Source organism: Streptomyces sp. NPDC046866, from assembly GCF_040704625.1.
Lineage (GTDB): Bacteria > Actinomycetota > Actinomycetes > Streptomycetales > Streptomycetaceae > Streptomyces.
In genome coordinates, this window is the sequence record NZ_JBEYXN010000030.1 from 48217 (window position 1) to 70490 (window position 22274).

Here is a 22274-nt window from a genome sequence, read left to right on the forward strand (position 1 = left end):
CTGCGGTCAGTAGCAGGCGGCTACTGAGGTGGCGTCCGCAGTGAAGACCATGGGACGAGGACGGTGAGGATCGCGTGGCGGGTGCGGAGCGCGGCGGACAGGAGACGCTCATCCAGCTCCATCTCGCCGTCCGGTGTCGAGTCATTGACGGGAATGCGGGCACGCCGGTCGATTATCGCTGTCACAGCCGGCAGCGCGGGCAGTGCGACTCGTCCCATCCGCGCGAGACCCGCCAGATAGAACTCTCCGACTGTGTAGTCGGCCAGGTGCGGTGTCATCAGGGCGAGCAGCCGGGGCAGCACGGAAGGCCCCGCGTGCCGCAGCCACAATGGGGCACATTCCGCCTGCATGCGGCTCGGGTGATGGAAGGTGAGGTTGTACAGCTGGGCGGCCTGCCGGAAGGTCAGCGGGCCGGCGTCCAGCAGGGCGCTGAAGATCGCGGTGGCGTGCCCCAGACGGACGATGCCTACTGGCTTGCCGGCGAGGAGGGCGGCGGCGGACGCGCTGTCGTACGTCGGCGGATCCCCGAACAGGGACCGGCGCGGTTTCGGCGACGGCGTGAACGGCAGCTCTGCGATGAGGGCGCCATGTACCTGCCTTGCCGTCTCGGAGATCAAGGCCGTCCCGAGGGCCTCCTCGAGCCCTGCCGTGGTTCCCTGGTCGCGGTACCGGAGGAGCAGTGGCAGCAGCGTGACCGGGGCCGCCCGCCAGATGTGGCACGCCTCGCGGGCGAGCCCGGCGCCGATGCCCCGGGTGGTGGGGTCAGCGAGAAGTCGGGCCACGAGGACGTAGGCGTGCCGCTCTCGCCCCAGCCCGTACAGGACATGGCCCCAGAGGTGCCCGATGTCGGTCAGGTGGAGTGCGGCCTCGCGGGACTCGGCGACGAGTGCCGCGTCCAGGACAGGCCACCGTACGGGCGGAGCTTCTTGCAGGGTCTGCAGGTGGGCGAGGAAGCGGACTGCTGTGAGGCGGTCGCTCCTCAGCCGGGCGACCGCGGGGCCGAGCGCCCTGGCCAGGACGGTGCGCACCACGGGGTCGGTGGTATCGCCGAGGGCGGCAAGGACGAGCTCCGGTCGCCCGCTACGCCCGACCAGGTATGCGGCCCTTCGCCGTACCTCCTCGTCGGGGTCGCCGAGCCGGCTCATTGCGGCTTCGACGGCTTCAGGCCAGGGCCGTTGGCTGCTCAGGCTGGTGAGGAGGTCAAGCGCCTCGCGCCGTACGAACGGCTCTCCGGTGCGGGCAAGCCCGAGAAGCCGGATGGCGAGGGGGCCGCTGCGGTCGGCGTGTACCGCTTCAAAGAGCGCGATACGGGATGGGTGGGCAGGCGTCGTGGCGGTCCCGTCGGCCACGGCCGCGTCCAACCACTTCACCGGCTGGGGCGGAGGCCGCCCTTCCGTGCTGAATATTCGATCATGCCGCCGATCTTGTCACACGGACACCGGCTCGGCCAGGGCGCATCGGCCCAGCGGTCCCCCTTGTCCAGCGTGGTCGGCCCGGCCACGAACCCGATCCCGAGCCCTTGTCCACCTCTGCCACCGCCCCGACCACCGCCGTGTTCCTCCTTGACCACGTCCGCTACCGGCACGGTCAGACCGCGGACAAGGGGGGCCCGTGCACGCTCCGACCGCCGTGCGACGGGACAGCATGCCCGCGCCCACAAACGGCCGCCCGTCGTAGCTCAGCGCCAGCAGCAGCGAGCCGCCTCCGGGCCGACCAGCCGCAGCCGCTTTTCGATACCTGCGCCCGGCTGCAAACGCGAGTTCTGGGACGGACCCGGTTGGTGCTGCTCGACCTCGCCGCCGGCCCCGACGATCCGCCCGTCCTCGTTGCGCTGGAAGGGGTGAGTCCGCGGAGAGCAGCTGTTCGACCAGGTGCTCACTGGGAGAGAGCCGGCCTGGAGGACCGCCACGTGATCCTGCCCACCTTGGTGGTGCTGTCGGGGTTGAGCCGCAGGGCCCAGCCGACGTGTTCAAGACTTTTGGGCGTCTTCCCATGCCTGGCGGACGTTGGGAGGGATTCGGCTGCGTGGGGGGACTTGGTATCCGTTGGCTTGGGCCCAGGTGCGGATGGCGTGGGTGTCGGTGGGGGCCTGGTCCGGGATGGGGGTGGGCTTGTAGAGGACGGGGTGGGATGGGGTGAACTGCGGTGGCTGGGCGGTCAGGCTGTGGGGGAAGAGGGGGACGCGGGTGCGGCCGGTGAGTACGGAGGTGAGGAAGCCGGTCAGGTTGCCGTCGTAGTCGAACCAGCCCGGCCCGCGGGCTTCGTTGACGGTGATTGGCCAGCGGTCGGGGGGACGGTCGGCTGGTTCGGTGATCCAGAAGAGGTACTCGCCGTTGTCGGTGGAGCCGATCGCGAACAGTGCGTCGGGGGCATGGGGCACGGGGAAGCGGCCTTGGCGTGCCTGCTGGTGCAGCTGGCCGCGGATGCATGCGGGCATGCGGCCGCTCACGTTGACGTATTCGGTGACGCCGTGGGGGTGGAACACCGAGAGGTAGTTGTTGAACCGGCCCGGTCCGTACGTTTCGGCCAGCTGTTTGTAGTCGGCGGGCAGCGGCATGCCCAGCACGGTCTCCACCGGCTCCCAGTTATGGCTGTCGGGCTGCCGGGGGGCGGGCACAGGCGGGTGAGGGCGCTGATGTCGGTCATCTGATTCCTCGGCGGCGTCGGTCCTGCTGGGCGGCGGTTGCGGAAGTCGCTTCGTAGACAGACGGCACGTCGCGCCTCCGGTGCCCAGTCCGCACCCTGCCTCGGCGACGGCCGCCAGCCGCGCCCACGCCCAGGCGCTGGCGGTGGCCTTGCTGGGGCCAGTATGCCGGGGCGTACGGATGGCTTTCTCTTGCCGTCAATGGTGCGGGGCCCAGGGGTCGTCGCACCCTGCCGGATCGAGCTGTTCGGGGTAGAGCATGTCTCGGACGCAGCGATGCAGTCCGGTCTCGTGGGGTCGGCCGGCGGCGGCCATCCAGGGCAGGTCGTCCATGGCGTGGGCGCGCTCGCTGGTGGCGAGGTCGTCGATGGCCGTGCGCAGGGCGTCGGGGGCGGGTTTGCTGGTGAGGCAGAGCCAGCCGATCGCGGCGGCCAGCCGTACCTCGGGCGCCTGTGTCCGGTCCCTCCACCGCTGTCGCATCCACGCGGTGGTCGGCGGCTGGGGGTCGGCGCGGGTGGCTTCGGCGGTGGCCAGAACCAGGGCGGCGCGGACGATCGGGTCCGGCTCGGCGGCGAGACGGGCGCGGAAGGCGGCACGGACCGCTCGGTCGGGGTCGGCGGCGGTGGCCAGTGCGTAGGCAGCGCGGACGCGGATCGCAGGATCAGGGTCGGCGAGCAGGGGCTGCAGCAGGGCGGTGTCGGCGGTGATTGCGGCCCGGGCCGCGGCGATCGACCACCCTGCCGGGTATCCGGTCACCTCGACGCCGTAGTCGTCGTAGAGGGCGCCGTGCTGGGTGCCGGCACGATGGAGCAGCAGTTCGCCGCGGGAGGCGACACCGAAGTGGCGGGCACGGGCCGGACAGGAGACCTCGGCAAGCGCGGCGGCACGGTGAGGGTGGCGGGTGTCGGCCTCCTCGAGGTGGAGCCGGACGAGGTGGCAGGCGCGCTGCCATTCCACCAGCAGGTCAATGGACTCCAGGGCGACCGGCTCCCGCAGTGGATCAAGGCGCCCCGACGCCCACTCGGACCAGGTGGCCGCGCTCGCCGGCCGCCCGCACCACTTGCCCCGCCACGACCGGCACGTGTCCCTCGGCCCGGACCAGGCCGCGCGCCGGCTCGGCGTGCCGGGTCGACTGCGACCAGATGGTCAGGCTTGGATGGATCTCCCCGATGAGCTCCGTGACGATCGACTACAAGTCCCACGGCGAAGGCATCAGGGTCCCCTTGTACTCGGGTTTGATCTGGCTCTGCTTCCCGTCCTAACGGCCCGCAGCGGCCTGGGAAGCGTTGCGCACCGTGGTGTCGGGCCGCCGCTCGCCGGTCGTTCTGCTCGGATCCTGTCGATTACCGCGGCTTGCGGTTGGTTGAGGTGAGCCGATGGCGCACGTGCGGCCTCGATGATGTGGCTGCCAGATGTGAGGCGGTCGGCGGCCTGACCGTTTATCAGATGGTTTGTTGATCAAGGTACTGTTTCCTCTCTTGAGGGTTGATCATCTTGAAGGAGGGGGCCAGCCGTGGAGCTGACTGCACATATATCCGCCTACCGGGAGGGTCGGGGTGATCCTCGGCGGCTGGTAGGTGAGTTCCGGCGAGCTGTGCTGCTTGCACCCCTCATCGGCGGTGGCGCAGACACCGACGGAGGGTTGATGTCGGCTGTCTCGGGTGGTATCCGCTGGTTTTACGCCTTCACAGACGAGGAGGCCCTGGCCCGGTTCGCCGAGGCCCGTGGGGAAGCCGGCCGTGAATGGCCTTATCTGGCGATCCTCGGTGCGCGGCTGGTTGATGCGGTCGTTCCGGAAGTGGACGGCCCCGCCGGAGTGGCGTTGAACGTGGCAGATGCGAACGGGTCGATGCTGTTCCCGCCCGTCGCCGGGATCGTCCCCGATGCATGTGCCGTGGACATCGAGGCCGCGCCCGGGGCGGTGGCCTGATGGCCGGCGACGGCGACCTGGAAGTCTCCCCGCAAGCGGTTGCTGCGATCCAGAAGGGTCTGCGGGCAGCGATATCAGAGTTGCGGGAGTCGGGGGATGCGGCGGGGGCTTCGCAGGGGGCGGGGTTCGAGAACCTGTCGATGACAGCGATGGAGACCGGGCACGGCGCGTTGTCGAAGGACTTCGAGGACTTTTGTGAGCGGTGGGAGTGGGGCGTGCGGAGCTTGATCCAGAACGTCTCGGCCCTCGCGGGGAATCTCGGTATCGCGGCGGGGACGATGTGGGAGGAGGACCAGTACGTCCAGGGCGCGTTCAAGGTGGCGGTGAACTCCGCGTGGGGGAATCCGCATGCCAGTGAGGACGAGATCGAGAAGAAGGCCTGGGGGGACATCTTCACCACGGACGTCTACAAGCCGGACTACAGCGCTGAGTCGTTCGAGAAGGGTGCGCAGGACATCAAGCAGACCTGGTCGGACACGAAGGACACGGTGACCTCGAACGGGAAGATCGGGTCGCTGAAGGATCTGCTGGAGCAGGCGAAGGGCAACGGGGGCAAGGGCTGATGGGGTGGCGGGACTTCATACCGGACTCGGTCGAGGACAAGGTCGAGCACGGGATCGAGAAGGTCGGTGACTTCGTCGAGTGGAGCGGTGACAAGGTCGCCGACCTCGCCGAGGATGCGGGGCTCGACGACGCTGGCGACTGGATCCGCGACAAGAGCCGCTCGGCCGCCAACCAGCTCGGCGCCGACGTGTCCGAGCTGGAGCTCGGGCAGACCGATGATCCGAAGAAGCTGGTCTACGGCAGCGTCTCGAAGATCCGCGAGCAGGTTGGGCACCTGAACGATTTTAAGGCGGCTTTCGAGTCGGTCGGCAACGGCCTCAAGGCCATGGGCGAGCCGGACGGCCTCAAGGGCGAGGCCGCCAAGGCCTTCCAGGAGTCTGTCGCCAAGGAGCCCCCGCGCTGGTTCAACGCCGCCAAGGCCTTTGGTGAGGCCGCCGATGCCATGGGCCGGTTCGCGGACACGGTGGAGTGGGCGCAGGGCAGGGCCAAGGAGGCCTTGGAGGACTACAACAAGGCGAAGAAGGCCTCCTCGGATGCCCGGGATGCGTATAACAAGGCAGCCGACGCCTACAACGACGCCTACAAGGCGAAGAAGGACCCACTCCCGCCCAAGCCGGACAAGGACTATCCCGACCCGGGCAAGGCCATGGCCAGCGCCGCTCAGGACAAACTCGACGACGCCCGCAAGCAGCGCAACGAGCAGGCCGAGGCGGTGGCCGCTGCCGTCCGAAAGGCCCGCGACGCGGCCCCGCCCAAGCCCTCGTACACCCAGCAGCTCGCCGACGCCGAGCAGTACTTCGAACTGGCCGGCACCCACCTCCTCGGAGGCGTCGTCAAGGGAGTGGCCGGCACCCTCAACTTCGCCCGCGCCCTGAACCCGCTGGACCTCTACAACATCACGCACCCCGCGGAGTACGTCACCAACCTGAACTCGACGGCCGCGGGGCTGATCACCATGGCCAATGACCCGTGGGGCGCGGGCAAGCAGATGCTCGACGACTTCATGAAGGACCCCTCGGAAGGCGTCGGCAGACTCCTCCCCGACCTCATCGGCTCCAAGGGTGCCGGCGCATTCAAAAGGTTCGGCTCGGCTGCCAAACACTTCGATGACGCGAAGCCCCACGGCAGCCGCGGGGATCACCAAAGGGATCCCAATCACAGCAGCAACCGCTGCCGCGACAACGTCTGCGACGGCGACCCGGTGGACATGGCGACCGGCCGCATGCTGCTGCCGCAGACGGACATCGCCCTTCCCGGATCACTTCCACTCTTGTTTCGGCGCACGTTCGATTCCTCGCGCCGTTCAGGTCGCTGGTTCGGTCCGGCATGGTCGAGCACGGTGGACCAGCGGCTGGAGATCGACTCGGAAGGCGTGATCTTCAGCTGCGACGAGGGCAGCCTGCTGGCCTACCCCCACCCCGCGCCCGGTGTCCCGGTCATGCCCACGCATGGCCGACGGTGGCCACTGGCCCGCGTTGAGGACGGCTATACCCTCGCCGATCCCGAAAGTGGCAGGATCTGGCACTTCGTTGATCACAGCGACGAGCTCGCGCTCCTGGCTCAGATAGATGACCGCAACGGTCGCTGGATCAGCTTCGAACACGACGAAGCGGGCGCCCCGACGGCGATCGTCCACCACGGCGGCTACCACCTGAAGCTCACCACGAGCGAAGGCCGAGTGACGGCCCTCCACCTCGCAGGAGCGGCTGCGGACGGCTCCGACCAGGAGATTTTGCGCTACGGCTACACCGACGGTCACCTCACCGAGGTCACCAATTCATCCGGCCGCCCCCTGCGCTTCGGCTGCGACGAACACGGCCGCATCACCTCCTGGACCGATACCAACGGCAGCCACTACGACTACGTCTACGACGACCAGGACCGCTGCACCTACCAGTCCGGTAGCAACGGCCACATCGAGTCCCGATTCACCTGGGACGACACAGACCCGGAAACCGGCCTGCGCACGAATTCCCTCACCGACGGTCTCGGCCACACGAAGCGCTTCGTGGTCAACGAGCATTCCCACGTACTCGCTGAGATCGATGCCCTGGGAGCGGTCACCCGCTTCGAGTACGACCGCTACAACCGACTGCTGTCACGGACCGATCCGCTGGGCCACGTCAGCCGGTTTACCTACGATGAGCACGGCCGCATGACGGTGCTGGAGCGTCCGGACGGGCGGCAGGCGCGGGCCGAGTACGACGGCAACGGGATGCCGATACGCATCGTCGGCACCGACGCGAATGTCACGCGCCAGACCTTCGACGAGCGAGGCAACCGCACCTCGGTCACCGACGCCTCGGGCGCGACGACAGCGTTTACCTACGACGCGGCGGGCCGGCTCACCTCTGTGACGGACCCGCTCGGCGCCACCACCCTGATCACCTTGGACCGCCGAGGACTTCCCGTCGAGGTCACCGATCCGCTGGGTGCCGCGACCCGCTACGAACACGACGCCTTCGGCCGAACGGTCCGGATCACCGATCCTCTCGGCGCGCAGACGCAACTGGAATGGACGGTCGAGGGCCTGCCGTCCCGGCGCACCGCACCCGACGGCACGGTGAATTCCTGGACGTACGACGGCGAGGGCAACTGCCTCCCCCACACGGACGCCATGGGCGGCACGACCCGCTTCGAGTACACCGACTTCGACCTGCTGACGGCCCGCACAGGCCCGGGCGGAGTCCGCTACGAGTTCAGCCACGACGTCAACCTACGGCTGACACGCGTGACAAACCCCCAGGGCCTGACCTGGGAGTACACCTACGACGCAGCGGGCCGGCTGGTCACCGAGACAGACTTCGACGGCCGGACGCTGAGCTACGCCTACGACGCCTCAGGCCGTCTGGCCTCCCGGACGAACGGGCTGGCCCAGCGCATCGCCTTTACCCACAACGCCCTCGGCCAAGTGATCCGCAAGGACGTCGAAGGCAGCACGGTCACGACCTTCGAGTACGACATCTTCGACGAACTCGCGGTCGCTGCGGGCCCCGGTGCCCGGCTGGAACGTCTGCGAGACCGCTACGGCCGCCTGCAGTCCGAGCAGGTCAACGGCCGGACGCTGACGTACGCGTACGACGAACTGGGCCGCAGGGTAGGGAGGACGACGCCGGGCGGCACGGTCAGTGAATGGTCGTACGACGCGGCGGGCCGCAAGACGAAGCTCACTGCGTCCGGGCGCGAGATCGCCTTCTCTTTCGATGCCCTGGGCCGTGAGGTCGAGCGCACGGTGTCGGACTTCGTGTCACTGACGTCGTCGTTCGACGAGATGAGCCGCTTGACGGCCCAGGAGATCACGTCCCGGGGCAGTCGCCTCCAGCACCGTGCGTACACCTACCGTGCGGATGGCGGCCTAGTCGGCATCAGCGACGCACTCTCCGGAGGCCGCCGCTTCGACCTGGACTCAGCTGGCCGCGTCACGGCCGTCCATGCGCGAGGCTGGACAGAGCAGTACGCCTACGACGACGCCGGAAGCCAGACGGAAGCCTCGTGGCCAGCGACGCACCCGTCCCATTACGCGACCGGCACGCGCGCCTACCAGGGCACTCGGATCACCAGCGCGGGTGCAGTCCGCTACGAACACGACGCCCAGGGCCGGATCGTCCTACGCCAGAAGACCCGGCTCTCCCGAAAGCCCGACACCTGGCGCTACGAGTGGGACGCGGAAGACCGTCTCATCGCCGTGACGACACCCGACGGCACAGTCTGGCATTACTCGTATGACCCTCTGGGCCGACGAATAACCAAGCAGTCCCCATTCGAGACGGTCCACTTCACCTGGGACGGCACAACCCTCTGCGAGCAGACAACCGAGGACATCACCCTAACCTGGGATCATATGGGCGTGCGCCCCCTTGCCCAGACAGAACGCCGCAGGGATTCCACCGACGAGCGCTTCTTCGCCATCGTCACCGATCTGATCGGCAGCCCAACGGAACTCATCAACGAATCCGGCGAACTGGCCTGGCGCACGCGAACGACTCTGTGGGGCACGACAACGTGGTCGCGCGACGCGACGGCCTACACCCCGCTACGCTTCCCGGGCCAGTATTTCGACCCCGAGTCGGGACTTCACTACAACCACTTCCGCTATTATGACCCGGAATCGGCCCGCTACCTCTCCCAGGACCCCTTGGGGCTCGTCCCTGCACCCAACCCGGCGACGTACGTCAACAACCCACAGACGTGGAGTGACCCAAGAGGACTTTCACCGTGCCTCTTCCACAATCGGATGCCAAAGGAACTTGCAGGCGAACTGGCCGACGCCGAGCGTCTCGGAGTGAAGCCCATACGTGCCGGCGAAGAAGGATTCGATGAAATGATCAACTCGGGCACGGTGAAGTGGGCAGTGACCGAGGAAGGGGAACTGGTGTTCATCCCGAAGCACGTTCAAGGCACCGAGCTGAAGCACCCCGTGCTGACGAACGGGGCACCTGTGCGTGCGGCGGGCGAGGCGGAGATCGCCGGAAGCGGTGGCAACTACTTCGGCATGGAAATCAACAACCAAAGTGGACACTACTGGCCCTCGCAGGAGAGCCTCGAAATCGGGAAGGAGGCATTTGAACGTGCCGGAATCCCCATCCTCTGACCGGTCCCCTGAGACAAGCGGCTTCCACGAGACCGGGCGCCGATTCCTCGGTTCTTCGCTGGAGGACCTGGAACGATACCTGCCGACGACCGAAGCAAACGCCTGCTCGCTGGAACACCTGGAACAGTTGCGTGATTTCGCCGTCGGCGGTATGCAGTCCCCTGGTCTCTCAGATGAAACAAGGATCCGTTGGGGTCATCTCGCTCTCTTCGCAATCTCAAGAAAAGGACAGATCCAGACGCCACAACAGGCGATGGCTGATTCTGCCTACGTGCGTGCCTACATGATCCAAAAATTTGGAGCCAGCAATGCGGATACAACGCGGGACTTTCCTGCTCTCTGCTCAGAGATCCTGCGAAACGTGGGAATGTCGCTGGAGGCAGGGACACGGCTGGCCGGGGGGTGGAAATCAGCACCGAGGGATCAGATGCTGCAGCTGCGCCGGATCAAGAACATGCTGACTCCGCTGGTTCCCCTCTGCGCACTCCTGGAAGATGACAACCCCGTCTTTCAGGAGGTGCGAGCCTGGCTCCAGCTCCTTCCGCGCCTTCCTTAAACGCAATGCCGTTGACATAGGTCTGGATCGGTGAGACGACGTCATCGGGGGTGGTGTCGGTGGCGTCGTCTCTTCCGGATCTAGCCGGGGTGGGTGTGCTGACCCGGATGTATCCGCCGTGGCTGGTCGATGAGGTGGTGGCCGCGTGCGGCCGTACCGAGCAGCGGCAGCGCCTGCTGCCGGCCCGACCGGTGGTGTATTTCCTGCTCGCGATGGCGTTGTTCTCCCCTGCGCCGTATCTGGAGGTGATGCGGCATCTGTCGGAGGGCCTGCGCTGGGCCGGGCTGTGGGGTTCGTGGCACCTGCCGAGCAAGTCGGGAATCTTCAGGGCCCGCAGTCGGCTGGGGGCCGAGCCGATGGCCGCACTGTTCAAAACGGTGAGCTGGAACGGCTGGATCGCGATGTCGCAGTACTCACGCTCTGCGAGGCCGGCGAGGACGGCGGCCAGCCGGCATCCGCGCGGGCAACGACGGAATGCTCGTGATGCGGACGCTTCATCTGCTCTGCCCAAGTACCGGCGCGCCAGATGTCGGACTCCTGGTGGTGCCCGTCGTGGTCGAATTTGTGCAGCACGACGAAGAGCCGCTTCTGCTCCTCCCAGCCGTCCCCCATCACGAACCCATCCGGGAATGCATAGGTGACCGACGCCAGGAACTGGCCGCCGCTGAACCGGCCGATGGTGCTCGTTCGGTAGCCAGGCTCATGGGCGATAGGGATGATCTCAGGGACAGCCATGCCCGCACACCCTAAGCACCAGGTGAGCCCCGCCTCTCACTGGGTCCGAGATCGGAAACAGGCACTTGAGGTACGGCGTCTGCTGTTGGATGGCCCGATGGAGCGCATTGAGGCTGAGCTGTTCACGGATCCAGGCAACGACGCGGTTGTCCGCCTGCCGCCACGTCACTTCCCGGGCGTGCTGATCCAGGGGGACTCGCTGTCGATCATCCGCGGCGACGTTGCTGAAATCGTGCAAGCCTGCGCCCAGGGCAATGTCGATGACGCGCACGAGGCTGCCACCATCCTGCTGGCCAACCTCGACGAGTTGCTGGCCCGCTACGAGAGCGCGTTGGAGGCTCACGACATCAAGCGCCCCTACTGATCGGAACCGCAAGGGTGGCATGCGGGATCGTTTCGTCGCGGCAAGCCCCCGTCCGCCTGCCGCTGCTGGGCGATGCTGGCCGTGTTAGCCCTAGAGGACCGCCACTGATCCTGGCCATCTTGGTGGTGCTGTCGGGTTGGGCCGCAGGGCCCGGCTGATGTGGTCAGGTTTTGTGGGCGTCTTCCCAGGCCTGCCGGATGTTGGGTGGAGGCTGCCGACCCGGCGCAGGTGCGCGCAGGGTTGTGGGGCCCGTCCGGGGCTGTCGGCTGGTCCGGTTTGGTGTTCTGCCTTGTCCGAGCGCCCCCCGGCGCTCGGACAAGGCAGAGCCGTCGGGGCGGGTTAGGGGAGGGCGATGGCGGAGGGCGGATCGGTGGGCCCGCCCCGTAGGCCAGGTGTCGCCCGTGCTCGTGTTGGCGGTGCCGCTGGCTGTGGTGGTGAGAAGTCGGGCGAGGAGGAGTCCGGTGGAGAGGTTGCTGAGGGCTGCGGCGGTGCGCTTGAGGCGGTGGTGCTGGTCGGCGGGCAGGGCCAGGGCGACACAGGTGGCGTCGTGGCCGGGCAGGGTCAGGGAGAACGCCGTGCAGACGTTGAAGTCGGAGTACTCCTGCAGGTCGAACTGGAGCGCCCCGGGCCCGTGGCGGTCGAGTTTGTCGAAGAGGGTTCGCAGGTCGGTGATCGTGCGTCCGGTGTAGGAGACGGGCTGATAGCGGGTGAGGTGCTCCATGCGCGCTTCGAAGTCGAGGTCGGCCAGGAGCGCTTTGCCGACGGCGCTGGCGTGCGCGCTGTCGGTGAACGCCGCGCCGACTCGAACCGGCGGCGCGCCCTGGCCGTGTGAGGACTGCAGGATCTCGACTTCGCCGCCGGTGTACGTGCTGAGGTAGATGGCGGCGCCGAGGCGGTCGCGCAGCCCGTCGAGGGTCTGCTGCATCAGCAGCTCGTGCTGCTCGGGGCGGCTGGCCATTTCCATGACCGGTCCGGGCAGGTGGGCCCCGGCGATGGTTTCGACGAGGTACTGGGCGCGCAGCCAGTGCAGCAGCCAGGCGGTGGAGGTCACGGACATGCCGGTGCGCCGGGCGAGGTCGCGGGTGCTGATGCCGCCGGACTTTTGGATGTGGTGGAGCAGCTTTTGGGCCTTGAGGACTGCGGCCTGCTGGCTGGGGGGCTGCGTGGGCAGGATCGAGCGGGCCATGTCGGCCAGGACCGCCGGCCGCAGGGCGTTCGCCGACCACGGCCCCTTCCTGCCGCCGCCCGGGGCGGAAGCGGCGGTGTCCGCCGGGGTCGTGGTCACGGCCTCGGTGGCCCCGGCGGCCGCGGCCGCCGCGGCGGCCAGGTGCGGGGCGGGGTCGGGCAGGGGCTGGACCAGAGGCGCGGCCTGCATGCCGTCCAGGGCCCGCAGACGCGGCCGCTGCGGCCGGGATACGAGGCCGGGTGGGAGGCCGGCTGCCGGCCGGTCGGGGGCGGGGATGGCGGGCGGGGGCACCAGAACCAGATGCGGGCCGCCCGGCGCCGGGATCTGCCCTGCCTCCATTGCCGCGGCGGCGGCCTCGGCCGGGTCGGGGGTGAGAAGTTCGGCGCGCACCCCGAGGTGCCTGCGGACCTCTTCGAAGAACTCCGGGTCCTCGACAGGCGGGACCGGCTCAGTGGGGGAGGGGCGGCGGTGGGAGGTCGCGGCCAGGAGCCGGCGGGCGTCGTTGTGCCCGTGCCGGGCCGCCTCCGCAACCAGGAACCGCACATCCTCCCGCCGATCGCCGTCAGCCCGCCCGGCCAGCGCCGCCAGCCGGAACAGCGCCCCGGGATGCCCGGCCTCACTCGCCGCGCCCAGCCACCGCTCGGCCCGCAGCAGCTCACCGCGCACCAAAGCCTTCGTCCCGAGCCGGTACAGCGAGTTCGCGTGCGCCCGCTCCTCGAGAGTCAGGGCGTAGGTGTCGGTCAGGGGACCGAAGTAGCCCTTGGGGCGGTCCCAGAAATCGTGCGGCCCTGCGAGCTGGGCCAGCAGGTGCGCGAGCCCGGCCGGGACCACTGGCTCCGGGCGGCCCGCCCCGCCGCGGTGGTCGACGTTCGTGCTCACATCCGTCACCTGTCCTTCCTTGCGAGGCTCTTCTTCCGATGCCCATCCCGAATATGCCCAGTGAGCTTGCGCCTTAGATACGCGATGGCCTTCGAACGCAGCTTGTGCAGCTGCGTGGCCGCTATGCCGAGCACGGTCGTGATCTCCGCATCGCTCAGCCCCCGGCTCTGCAAGTCCACCACCTGCCGCCGCAGGCCCTCCGGCATCTGCTCGATCTCCCGCCGCAACAGCTCCCGCTGCCGCTCCCGGCCCTCATCCACCGCTTCCCGACCGCCCGGCAGCCCGTCCAGCACGTCCAGCGCGTGTGCGTCCATCACCACCAGCCGCTTGCCGCCGCGCTGCTCCTTGCGGTGCTCGTCGACGGCCAGGTTGTGGGCGGTGCGCCGCAGGTGCGCCATCACGTTCGTGTCCGGCGCCAGCTCCCAGTCCGCAGCCTTCAAACCCACCCGCAGAAACGCCTCCTGCACCAGGTCCTGACACGTCGCCAACGACAACGACCGAAACGTCCGACGCAACGCGTACGGCCCAGAGGCCATGAACGCCGGATACGCCGCCAGCAACCGCTGCGCCACATCCGCATCCGGCGCGAACCCCTCCTCCGCCCCAGCCCCCTGGCCTACCACGGGCCCCGCTCCCCACCAGCCGCTGGACCTCCGACGCCCACACCGACGCCCGCAGAGGCGTACGCGCCGACCGCGACCCGCACCACGACATCCGCTTCCACGGCGACATCCACCCGCACCGCGACAACCTCCACCCCGCACCCGCACTGCTCCAGCGGCGCGGGCTTCGCGGCCGCGTCAGAGCGGGCGACCTGATGGCCGGCAGGACTTCGCCGGCACAGCCGCACCAGGGCAACCAGCGCGTGCACCGCGCTCACGGCGGCCGGGACATGCCCGATCCACTCCAAGGACGGCGTCATGTTCAGTGGTTCTCCATCTACCTCGCGGGACACGGTCGGCGTGAACGCGTCCTCGCCCCACAGACGAACCCCACCGCGCACTTCTCCCCCCACAACCCCCCGATTCACCCAAGTGAGTGAACAGCAGGGTCGGCGCCGTGCTCCGGCGCACGCCGACACTCCCCACAACGCCACGCGTGGCTAGGGCCTGTCTTTCGGACTCATGCCGGCTCGCGGGGCCCGGCTTGATCCGAAAGACAGGCCCAAGTCAGCTATGAGAGGAGCGTGTGCGGCAGACTTGGCCGCACACGCAGCGCCAATACTCCGTAGCCTGCAGATTATTTTCTTTGATTGATTGTTAAATCTGATCTCGCAGTTGACGTATGCATATTGCGGTAGCAGCCTGAAAGAGAGCATCGAGTGCTGAGCGGCGGCTGACTACCGCTCGTCCGCCGCCTCGCTTAGGAATAGTTGACTCATACAGGGCATGAGTTGCGCGCGACCTAACCGGTCGCTCTGGCAAACCAATTTCGGTTGAATCCCGCTCTGCTGCCCTCAGTTGCTGCTCCGTGCAGAGTGGGGCTAACCCGCGCCCGTCAAGCGAGGATCCGAGGAAGTACGCCATGTCTGCCGACATTCTGTGGCACAACGACGACACCAACGAGACACAGATCTGGATGATGGACGACCACAAGCAGGCGGGGTGGGCGACGGTGCTGTTTGAGAACGGCAGTCCTGGTCTGGTGGGTCCGCCGTGGCACATCGTCGGCGTCGGTGACTTCAATCGGAATGGTGGTGCCGACATTCTGTGGCACAACGACGACACCAACGAGACACAGATCTGGATGATGGATGGCGCCAAGGTGGCGGGGCGAGCGACGGCGCTGTTTGAGAACGGCAGTCCTGGTCTGGTGGGTCCGCCGTGGCACATCGTCGGCGTCGGTGACTTCAATCGGAATGGTGGTGCCGACATTCTGTGGCACAACGACGACACCAACGAGACACAGATCTGGATGATGGATGGCGCCAAGGTGGCGGGGCGAGCGACGGCGCTGTTTGAGAACGGCAGCCCTGGTCTCGTGGGTCCGCCGTGGCACATCGTCGGCGTCGGAGAGTTTGACTTCCTGGCTCGCGCCCAAGCGGTAGTACGTGACTGCTACCGCCGTACTGGCGGGTCCCTTGGCCCTCTAGGCGAGCCGATTGGCGCACTTAGGCGAGGTGACGGGATAGCGCGCCAAGAGTACCTGCTCGGATCTATCACGCTTGGCGTCGCTGACCTTGTACCCGCAGCTGAAACGCACTATGAAGCCAAAGTGAAGCTCGCTGCCGTGAAATGCTTTGGAACCGAGGATCCGGGCGGAACCGATGAGACCTACGTCGTAGTATCGCTGACTGCGATCGACCCTAACCGAGCCGGTTCGGATCAACTCGTCCAAACATTTAGGACCGAGATCGACAACAACGTCGAGGGCGGAAAAGTATTCTTTAAAGAGAGGAGTATCGGGGCGGTCCGTGCGTTCCCGGGAAGTGGGATAAGGGTGCACGTGGCGATCTTCGATCACGAAAGCGGCGATGCCAACCAGATACGGGACAAAATCCATGCAGTCCTTAAAGACGCGGCCAAACAGGGAGCCCAGCTACTCGCTGGTGCAGCTGCTGGCAGTGACCCTCGACTTGCCGGCGCCCTCGGTGATGTGACTAATTTTGAGATTGGAGGCGTCAAGCCCTTCGAGCTGCTCACTCTTGGTTTGTCGGACTTGATCGCGAATGCACTCTCGGACGACTTGATCGGCGAGCATGAGTTCGTGATCCCGGCGCCCAATATTGTTGATCTCGCTGACCCAGCTCGGTTCACGGCATCGTTCAGGCGCCATCCGGAAACACTCGGATCGGACGTTCAATTTAATTGGCCTCGAACTGATGCCGATGAAGTCCTCTTCAGTGGCGGAGGCGGATCGTACAAGGTCTATTTCACCATAACGCCAGTGACGGTCACCGAGCCCACACAGCCGGGGATCCCGTAGTGAGCAGTCGCACTCTGCGGCTTCAACCAGCGGGTGAGCAGGGTAGGCGGTGCTGCCGAGAGACGGGCACGCCATCAGAGCTATGGCGCAGGACCTTGAAGCGTTACCCCATGGAGAAGAGTGGATGGGCTCCCAAGCCCCTCACGCGCGACCAGTACGCAACAACGACAAAGAGCAGGCCCCAGTGAGACTGGGACCCTCTCTTTGTGCTAGGCCGAGAGGGAAGGTCCGGGCGCGCGCCGAAGCGTCCATCCCTTCGAAGTGTCGGTAGGTGCAGTGGCGTTTCGCCGGTGAATCGGACTCCCCACAGGAGTGAACTGCCCGTCCGAGCCCTGTTACCGGTGCGGGTAGGGCCGGTAGAACCGCCGGGTGATGATCATGATCATGCGGGCCGCGACCGCGGCGACCGCTTCCCTTGCCGTCGGGCGCTTCCTGAACGCGGGCAGCGTCCTGTACAGCGGCCTGGCCTGCGTTCTGTCCAGCCCGCGGTGGGCCGAGGCGAGCGCGGGCATCCCGGGGCGGACGGGCCCGACGGCCTGCCACCCGGACTGCCAGCCCTCCAACTCCGACTCCTGCGACCCGGGCAAGAACGATCCCTGCGACCCGATGGGCTACGCACCCGCGGCACCCGGCTCGCCCGCGGCCGCCGTGCCCGCGCTCCTGTGAAAGGCGGCTCGTGTTCGTGGAATGGACGCCGGCGGGCTGGGACGCCCACGCTGTCCGGATGGCCGAGGCGACGGTGCGTCCCGAGTCCCGCTGGCACCGGCCCCTGGCCACGACGCCCCGGCACCTGTTCGTGCCCCACTGGTGGGCGCCGGCCGAGCAGGACCGCACATGGGTCTACGAACTCCGCGACGGCCCAGACGACCCCGCCGCCTGGATGAGCAGCGCCTACGACAAGAGCCTCAGCGTGATCACCCGTGTCGGCCCCCACCACGCCGACCACGCCGCACCCGGCACCGTGGTCCCGGAGTCTTGGCCGACCTCGTCGGCCACGCTGCCCGCGCTGCTCGTGAAGCTGTACCAGTACGCCTTCCTCGCCGACGACTCCCGCCTGCTGGTGACCTGCGGAAGCGGCTACGGGACCGCCCTGGCTTGCCGGCGCTTGGGCGACGAACGCGTCACGAGCGTGGACGTCGACCCGTACCTGGTCCAGGCGGCACGGGAGCGCCTGGCCGCGGCCGGGCACCGGCCGCGCCTGGAAGTCTGCGACGTGACCGGCGAGCTGCCCGGGGTCCACGGCCGCATCGTCTCCACCGTCTCGGTGTCCGCCATCCCCGCCTCCTGGCTCACCGCGCTCGCCCTCGGCGGCCGGATGGTGACCGCCCTGTCCGGCACCGGGCTGCTCATCGTCGCGGACAAGACCGCGGACGGCGGCGCCACCGGCAAAGTGGCTCCCGAGCCCGCCGAGTTCATGAGCACCCGCCACGATGACGACTACCCCCTCGCACCCGACCACGCCGATCTGTGGGCGACCGCGCGGAAGGCCGACGGCGAGTCCGTCACCACCGGCCGCTACCCGGTGATGCGGGTCAGCCGCACCTGGGACGTGCGCTCCACCCTCGAACTCACCGTCCCCGGCATCCAGCACCGCATGGAGACGGCCTCGGACGGCACCCGCACCGCCTACATGCTGCACCCGGACGGCTCCTGGGCCCGGGCCACGGCATCGGGGGCCCGCCAGATGCCCACCGTCCATCAGGGCGGCCCCCGGCGGCTGTGGGACGAGCTGGACCGCATCGGCACCTGGCTCGTCATCGACGGCGATCTGCCCGTGGCGGGCGCGGCGGTGCGCATCGACCCGGACGGCACCTGCCATCTCAGCCGCAGCGGCTGGTCGGCGACCATCGGCGCGCAGTAGGCGCGGCGCCGAGGCCATCCTCCCGGCTCATGTGCCTCTTCCGCGCCTCGCGCGACCCGGCCCACCCCTACCGCTCGGCGGTGCCGCCCTCACCATCAATCTCGTAGATCCGCTCTTGAAGCCGTTCACCGGCCCACTCCAGCCCGACGCCCAAGTCAAACCAGTGCCGATCCTTCCGCGCTGAGGGCCCCGAGAGGTTCACCGCCGCCCAGGAGAACACTCCCAGGAGGACGGAACGCCCGTGCTGCGTCGTCCGTACGGACAACGCAAACGGCGCGGCGAGTGCCGCGCGGGTCACCAGGATGACCTGCTCGTCCTCAGAACGTGGACGCCCACCCGTGAGAAACTGGGGCGTTTCAAGGATCTTCACCCACTCGACCACCGCGTCTGCCACCTGGGCGCGCAGGGACTCCTCGATGCCTTCCCGGACGGCCCTCGCGGGATCATCGCCGAGCCAGCCGAGCCAGTGATCAGGATCAGTGAGCTTGCTGAAGTCGTCCTGTGGCACCCCGTGACGGGGATTCTGCTGGTACTCACCTGTCAGTTTCCCGCTGCCATCCACCACCCACGCCCCGCGGATCGCCTCGGGAGGTACGTAGCCGTTCGGGTCGTCGATATACGTCGGGTCGATCTCGGCGACGCTGCCACCGGGATTCTCAGCAGCCGCAGCCAGCAGCGCCGGCTCGTTCGGTATGCCCTCACGTCGGCTTCGTGAACCAAAGAACCCCACGTTCCCACCCCTACCGTTGCCCGCCTCGTGACTCCGATTGTGCCGCAGCAGTCCAAGACCGGATGAGGAGGGTGTGGCGTCGTCGGGAGGGGATGTTCGGCCAGCACCCCGCCTGGGTCGCCTCCCTGCCTACCACTGCCCTGACGCCGCGGCCGAGTTGACCACGGGCGCGCCGCGCCGCTCCAGCTCCCGCGCCAGGCGGAGCGCCCGCGGCGTCCGCGCCCGCCCACGACGGGGCGGCGTGCCCCTCACCCTGGGCTGGGCCTCGATCCCGCTGCCCACCTCCCTGTCCGACATCCTCAGCATCCTTGCCGACCGCCCCGCTCCCCGGGGCTGGGCCGCGAACACCAGCGCCTGCTGGTCGTTCCCCGGCCGCCTGTCCGGCGCCTACATCTCCGCCGCCGCCCTCAGCCGACGCCTGGCCGCGCAGTACATCCCCAACCGGCCCGCCCGGACGACCGCCCTGGTGGCCCTCGCCTGCGACCTCCCGCCCGCGGTCCTCGGCCCGATGCTCGGCCTCCACCCGATCACGGCCGTCCAGTGGCGCCGCCGCGCCGCCACCGACTGGACCACTACCTCCAAGCACGCCAGCGCGCCCTTATCGAGGCTCAGTTGTCCGGACCGCAGACGGTGCCGTCGCGCCGCTGACGGGAGTATTGAACGATGGCGTCCTGTGAGGCCGATGGCGCGCTGCCATCGGCGGGTGTGAGGGTGTAGAAGGCGATGATGGAGCCTTTGGTGACCGTGTCCAGGACGCCGTTCCAGGGGATGGAGTAGCTGGCCGAGGTGGTGTCAGCGGTGATGCTCACGACACCCTGGGTCTTCACGGCGCGGGTCTGCCCGGTGTTGTCGCTGCAGACCGTGACGTGGAAGGTGACCTTGTCGCCGGTTTTGAACGGTATCTGGTCCACCCTGACGAGGACGCCGTTCCATGGCTTCTGCTGGCAGGTGATCCCGAGCGGGGGTTCTGCATAAGGGAATTCCGGGAAGTCGAGCTCGATGGACATGCGGGCTCCTGGTTGTCGCAGTGCGGGCGTGGGAGATGGGTTCCCGCTCCGCGATCATGCAGCAAACGCCAGGTCGGCGCCGCCCCGGGGGGCGAGGTGACCACCGGGGTCGGGCAGGAGTACCGCACGTTTCTAACAGCGCTCCCCGCCAGCTGGCGCGAGTTCGTGGACGGCGGAGCGGGGCGAGGCGTACGCGTATGACCAGGGCCAGTTGTCCTCGCTGGTGGCGGTCACGGCCGCCACGAACCGGGCCAAGGGCGACAAGGACCCCTCACAGTGGCTGCCGCCGGCAGCGGACGCGCTGTGCCGGTACGGGGCTGAGTGGACCGCGACGAAGCTGCGCTGGGGCCTGGCGGTCGATGAGGCGGAGCGGGACCGGCTGCTGGACATTGCAGCCGGCTGCGGCGGGACCGACGTGGAGTTCACGCCCGCCCCGTAGCCGGGTTGTCGGAGGCCCGGCCCGCTACCTCGTGACGTCTTGGTGCAGGGCTGGCGGATCTCTCCGGAGCGGCTCAGGGCTACTTGTCGGAGGCGGGCGGGTCCTCGCTTTTTGGGAGTGGGCCGGCGGTTGGGTGGCTGGGCGGGTGGATGCTTCGTGGATGGACCGCCGTGTGTACGGGCCGGGCCCTGCTGGGCCGGGCCCGGTGCGGAAGCCGGGTCGCAGCTACGTGGAGCTGGTGGATGGTCCGCTCGACGGGCTGCTGCTGGATATGACGGGGTGGGATCCGCAGGAGGTTGTGGACGGGCCGGTGCTGATGTCGGAGCACGGCGCGTTCGGGCCGGTCGACCGCCCCGGCTACGAGCCGGCCGAAGGGGGCTCCGGGGGTGTTGGCCGGTTCGTGTGGCGTGGGGACGTTCCTTAGCTGCCGGCGGGCGGTAGGGCTCGCGGGCAGGAGGGGAACCGTCCGCGGTGGTCCTGGAGGTCGTCACTAGGCTTCTGCACCATGACCAGCGATATCGATTTCACCTGTACATGCTGCGGGGCCCACCACCCTGAGCTGCCATTGAACTACACGGCGGAGGCACCGGCGGTGTGGGATCCGGCCTTCGCCGACGCCGATGACTGCCTGCTCTCGTCGGACCAGTGCGTGGTGCGCGGGGAGCACTACTTCGTCAAGGGCCTGGTCGAGATACCGGTCATCGGCAGCGACGAGGTGTTCTCCTGGGGCGTCTGGGTCTCGCTCAGCCGCGAGAACTTCTCCCGGGCCGCAGATCTGTGGGACACCCCCGGCCGCGAGGCCGAGAGACCGTACTTCGGCTGGCTCGCCACCGACCTGCCTGCCTACCCGGCCACGACCCTCAACCTGAAGACGCACGTGCACACCCGCCGGGTCGGTGAGCGCCCCTTCGTCGAGCTCGAGCCCACCGACCATCCCCTCGCCGTTGAACAGCGTACGGGGGCCACCCTGGACCGTGTGCGGGAGATCGCAGAGTCCGTGCTCCACTCCGGCGACGGCCGGCAGCAGTGACAGCTGACAATTCGATATCGCCGAGTCCGGTCGGGCTCGCCGGCCTGAGCCACAGAGCCCACAGATTCGTCGATGCCCACGGTGTCCGTCTGCCTGGCCTGGACATCCGGCGACACCGCGACGTGTGGATCGGGCACGGGATCCCCGCTGCGGAGATCGACCGAGCCGTCGCCTTCCAGGACCGTTGGGGCGGCCTCGCCCTGCCGCCGGCTCCGTTCTACGAGGGCGGTCCGCGCATTCTGGATGCCGACTGCCCCGAAGGGTCGGCCACGGAGGGCTGGTCATTTGCGGCAGGAGACTGCCGGGTGTCCATGGCCTACGGATTCATGACTGGCCCCGATGGGGCGTTCGGTATCCACGCCCACCACTGGGCGCCCCTGCATGCGAGCACGGACGGATGGGTGGAGTCCTTGGCGCTCGCCGCCCATGCCCGCCGCTGGGCCAAGACCGTCATACGGATCACGGGCATGGCCGTCGAGGCATTGGATTTCGGCGGCTACGAGCCGGTGCCTGAAGTGCAGGGTGTGACCGACACCTGGTGGCGGGGCAAGGACTCCCTCATCGCGTTGTACCGAGGCGAGGCGGTGGGCCTTGAAGCTCCGCAATGCCTTGAAGCTCACGTCTACGGCGGCCTTGACGAGTGGGGTCTCCACGGCGGCTGACCAGCCGGTACTTCCCGTGACTGCACCTGCCGTGTCAGCCTGCAGCCAGCCCCGACCCGAACAGCGGGGCGTCGTCCACGGTCCCGTTCAGGCGCAGCTGCGGGCCCGGCAAGCGAGCGGGTCCACGGCGTCGGGGCCTCCTCCACCAGTGCCTCACCGACATCCGCCTCG

General features: G+C 68.2%; 19 protein-coding genes and 2 pseudogenes. 12 read left to right on the forward strand and 9 right to left on the reverse strand.

What is annotated here, in order from left to right; genetic code table 11:
- Nucleotides 1-20: 20 nt before the first annotated feature.
- The 3 genes from AB0953_RS31075 to AB0953_RS31085 all read right to left on the reverse strand — a co-directional run bounded on the left by AB0953_RS31075 (nt 21) and on the right by AB0953_RS31085 (nt 3601).
- Nucleotides 21-1349, reverse strand: coding sequence for a HEAT repeat domain-containing protein (locus AB0953_RS31075; RefSeq protein ID WP_366862904.1), 1329 nt, complete (start codon nt 1347-1349; stop codon nt 21-23).
- Nucleotides 1350-1969: 620 nt separating this feature from the next.
- Nucleotides 1970-2575 carry a histone-like nucleoid-structuring protein Lsr2 gene (locus AB0953_RS31080; protein ID WP_366862905.1) on the reverse strand — a complete coding sequence of 202 codons (606 nt, stop codon included), beginning with the start codon at nt 2573-2575 and terminating at the stop codon, nt 1970-1972.
- Nucleotides 2576-2842: 267 nt separating this feature from the next.
- Nucleotides 2843-3601 carry a hypothetical protein gene (locus AB0953_RS31085; protein ID WP_366862906.1) on the reverse strand — a complete coding sequence of 253 codons (759 nt, stop codon included), beginning with the start codon at nt 3599-3601 and terminating at the stop codon, nt 2843-2845.
- A 556-nt stretch (nt 3602-4157) separates the two neighbouring features.
- Here AB0953_RS31085 and AB0953_RS31090 point away from each other — a divergent pair.
- The 5 genes and pseudogenes from AB0953_RS31090 to AB0953_RS31110 form a co-directional block, all read left to right on the forward strand.
- Nucleotides 4158-4574 carry a hypothetical protein gene (locus AB0953_RS31090; RefSeq protein WP_366862907.1) on the forward strand — a complete coding sequence of 139 codons (417 nt, stop codon included), beginning with the start codon at nt 4158-4160 and terminating at the stop codon, nt 4572-4574.
- A 140-nt stretch (nt 4575-4714) separates the two neighbouring features.
- Nucleotides 4715-5137 (forward strand): hypothetical protein, encoded by a 423-nt coding sequence (locus tag AB0953_RS31095; protein WP_366862908.1) that lies wholly within the window; start codon nt 4715-4717, stop codon nt 5135-5137.
- Complete coding sequence (locus AB0953_RS31100; RefSeq protein WP_366862909.1) at nt 5137-9729, forward strand: putative T7SS-secreted protein; 4593 nt, start codon at nt 5137-5139, stop codon at nt 9727-9729. The genes AB0953_RS31095 and AB0953_RS31100 overlap by 1 nt, the downstream gene beginning before the upstream one ends.
- Nucleotides 9707-10285 (forward strand): hypothetical protein, encoded by a 579-nt coding sequence (locus AB0953_RS31105; RefSeq protein WP_366862910.1) that lies wholly within the window; start codon nt 9707-9709, stop codon nt 10283-10285. The genes AB0953_RS31100 and AB0953_RS31105 overlap by 23 nt, the downstream gene beginning before the upstream one ends.
- A gap of 107 nt (nt 10286-10392) precedes the next feature.
- Nucleotides 10393-10599: pseudogene (locus AB0953_RS31110) on the forward strand (transposase domain-containing protein); the annotation flags it as partial.
- Nucleotides 10600-10654: 55 nt separating this feature from the next.
- On the opposite strand, the gene AB0953_RS31115 reads toward AB0953_RS31110, so the two are convergent.
- Entirely contained in the window at nt 10655-11020 is a 366-nt protein-coding gene (locus AB0953_RS31115; RefSeq protein ID WP_366862934.1) for a hypothetical protein, read from the reverse strand.
- A 97-nt stretch (nt 11021-11117) separates the two neighbouring features.
- Here AB0953_RS31115 and AB0953_RS31120 point away from each other — a divergent pair, with 97 nt between their 5' ends.
- On the forward strand, nt 11118-11384 hold the full coding sequence (locus AB0953_RS31120) for a hypothetical protein (protein ID WP_366862911.1): 267 nt from the start codon (nt 11118-11120) through the stop codon (nt 11382-11384).
- A 163-nt stretch (nt 11385-11547) separates the two neighbouring features.
- On the opposite strand, the gene AB0953_RS31125 is transcribed toward AB0953_RS31120, so the two are convergent.
- Together AB0953_RS31125 and AB0953_RS31130 are read right to left on the reverse strand one after the other, a co-directional pair.
- On the reverse strand, nt 11548-13458 hold the full coding sequence (locus AB0953_RS31125; protein WP_366862912.1) for an IclR family transcriptional regulator C-terminal domain-containing protein: 1911 nt from the start codon (nt 13456-13458) through the stop codon (nt 11548-11550).
- A complete protein-coding gene (locus AB0953_RS31130) occupies nt 13455-14072 on the reverse strand; it encodes an RNA polymerase sigma factor (RefSeq protein ID WP_366862913.1) in 618 nt (205 codons plus the stop codon). The genes AB0953_RS31125 and AB0953_RS31130 overlap by 4 nt, the downstream gene beginning before the upstream one ends.
- 901 nt (nt 14073-14973) lie before the next feature.
- Between AB0953_RS31130 and AB0953_RS31135 the strand changes: the two genes are divergently transcribed.
- The 3 genes from AB0953_RS31135 to AB0953_RS31145 all read left to right on the forward strand — a co-directional run bounded on the left by AB0953_RS31135 (nt 14974) and on the right by AB0953_RS31145 (nt 18235).
- Nucleotides 14974-16374: a VCBS repeat-containing protein gene (locus AB0953_RS31135; RefSeq protein WP_366862914.1), complete on the forward strand. Its 1401-nt coding sequence runs from the start codon at nt 14974-14976 to the stop codon at nt 16372-16374.
- A gap of 369 nt (nt 16375-16743) precedes the next feature.
- Nucleotides 16744-17040, forward strand: a complete 297-nt coding sequence (locus AB0953_RS31140) for a hypothetical protein (RefSeq protein WP_366862915.1) — start codon at nt 16744-16746, stop codon at nt 17038-17040.
- A gap of 58 nt (nt 17041-17098) precedes the next feature.
- Nucleotides 17099-18235, forward strand: a complete 1137-nt coding sequence (locus AB0953_RS31145; protein ID WP_366862916.1) for a methyltransferase domain-containing protein — start codon at nt 17099-17101, stop codon at nt 18233-18235.
- 67 nt (nt 18236-18302) lie between these two features.
- Here AB0953_RS31145 and AB0953_RS31150 read toward each other — a convergent pair whose 3' ends face one another.
- The 3 genes and pseudogenes from AB0953_RS31150 to AB0953_RS31160 all read right to left on the reverse strand — a co-directional run bounded on the left by AB0953_RS31150 (nt 18303) and on the right by AB0953_RS31160 (nt 19972).
- Complete coding sequence (locus AB0953_RS31150) at nt 18303-18965, reverse strand: hypothetical protein (protein WP_366862917.1); 663 nt, start codon at nt 18963-18965, stop codon at nt 18303-18305.
- A gap of 141 nt (nt 18966-19106) precedes the next feature.
- Nucleotides 19107-19190: pseudogene (locus AB0953_RS31155) on the reverse strand (alpha-L-glutamate ligase); the annotation flags it as partial.
- A gap of 383 nt (nt 19191-19573) precedes the next feature.
- Nucleotides 19574-19972 carry a hypothetical protein gene (locus AB0953_RS31160; RefSeq protein ID WP_366862918.1) on the reverse strand — a complete coding sequence of 133 codons (399 nt, stop codon included), beginning with the start codon at nt 19970-19972 and terminating at the stop codon, nt 19574-19576.
- 211 nt (nt 19973-20183) lie between these two features.
- Here AB0953_RS31160 and AB0953_RS31165 point away from each other — a divergent pair, with 211 nt between their 5' ends.
- The 3 genes from AB0953_RS31165 (at nt 20184) to AB0953_RS31175 (ending at nt 22103) form a co-directional block, all read left to right on the forward strand.
- A complete protein-coding gene (locus AB0953_RS31165; RefSeq protein ID WP_366862919.1) occupies nt 20184-20411 on the forward strand; it encodes a hypothetical protein in 228 nt (75 codons plus the stop codon).
- 565 nt (nt 20412-20976) lie between these two features.
- A complete protein-coding gene (locus AB0953_RS31170; protein ID WP_366862932.1) occupies nt 20977-21441 on the forward strand; it encodes a DUF2199 domain-containing protein in 465 nt (154 codons plus the stop codon).
- Nucleotides 21438-22103: a hypothetical protein gene (locus AB0953_RS31175; protein ID WP_366862920.1), complete on the forward strand. Its 666-nt coding sequence runs from the start codon at nt 21438-21440 to the stop codon at nt 22101-22103. Before AB0953_RS31170 ends, AB0953_RS31175 begins: the two co-directional genes overlap by 4 nt.
- Nucleotides 22104-22274 lie beyond the last annotated feature (171 nt).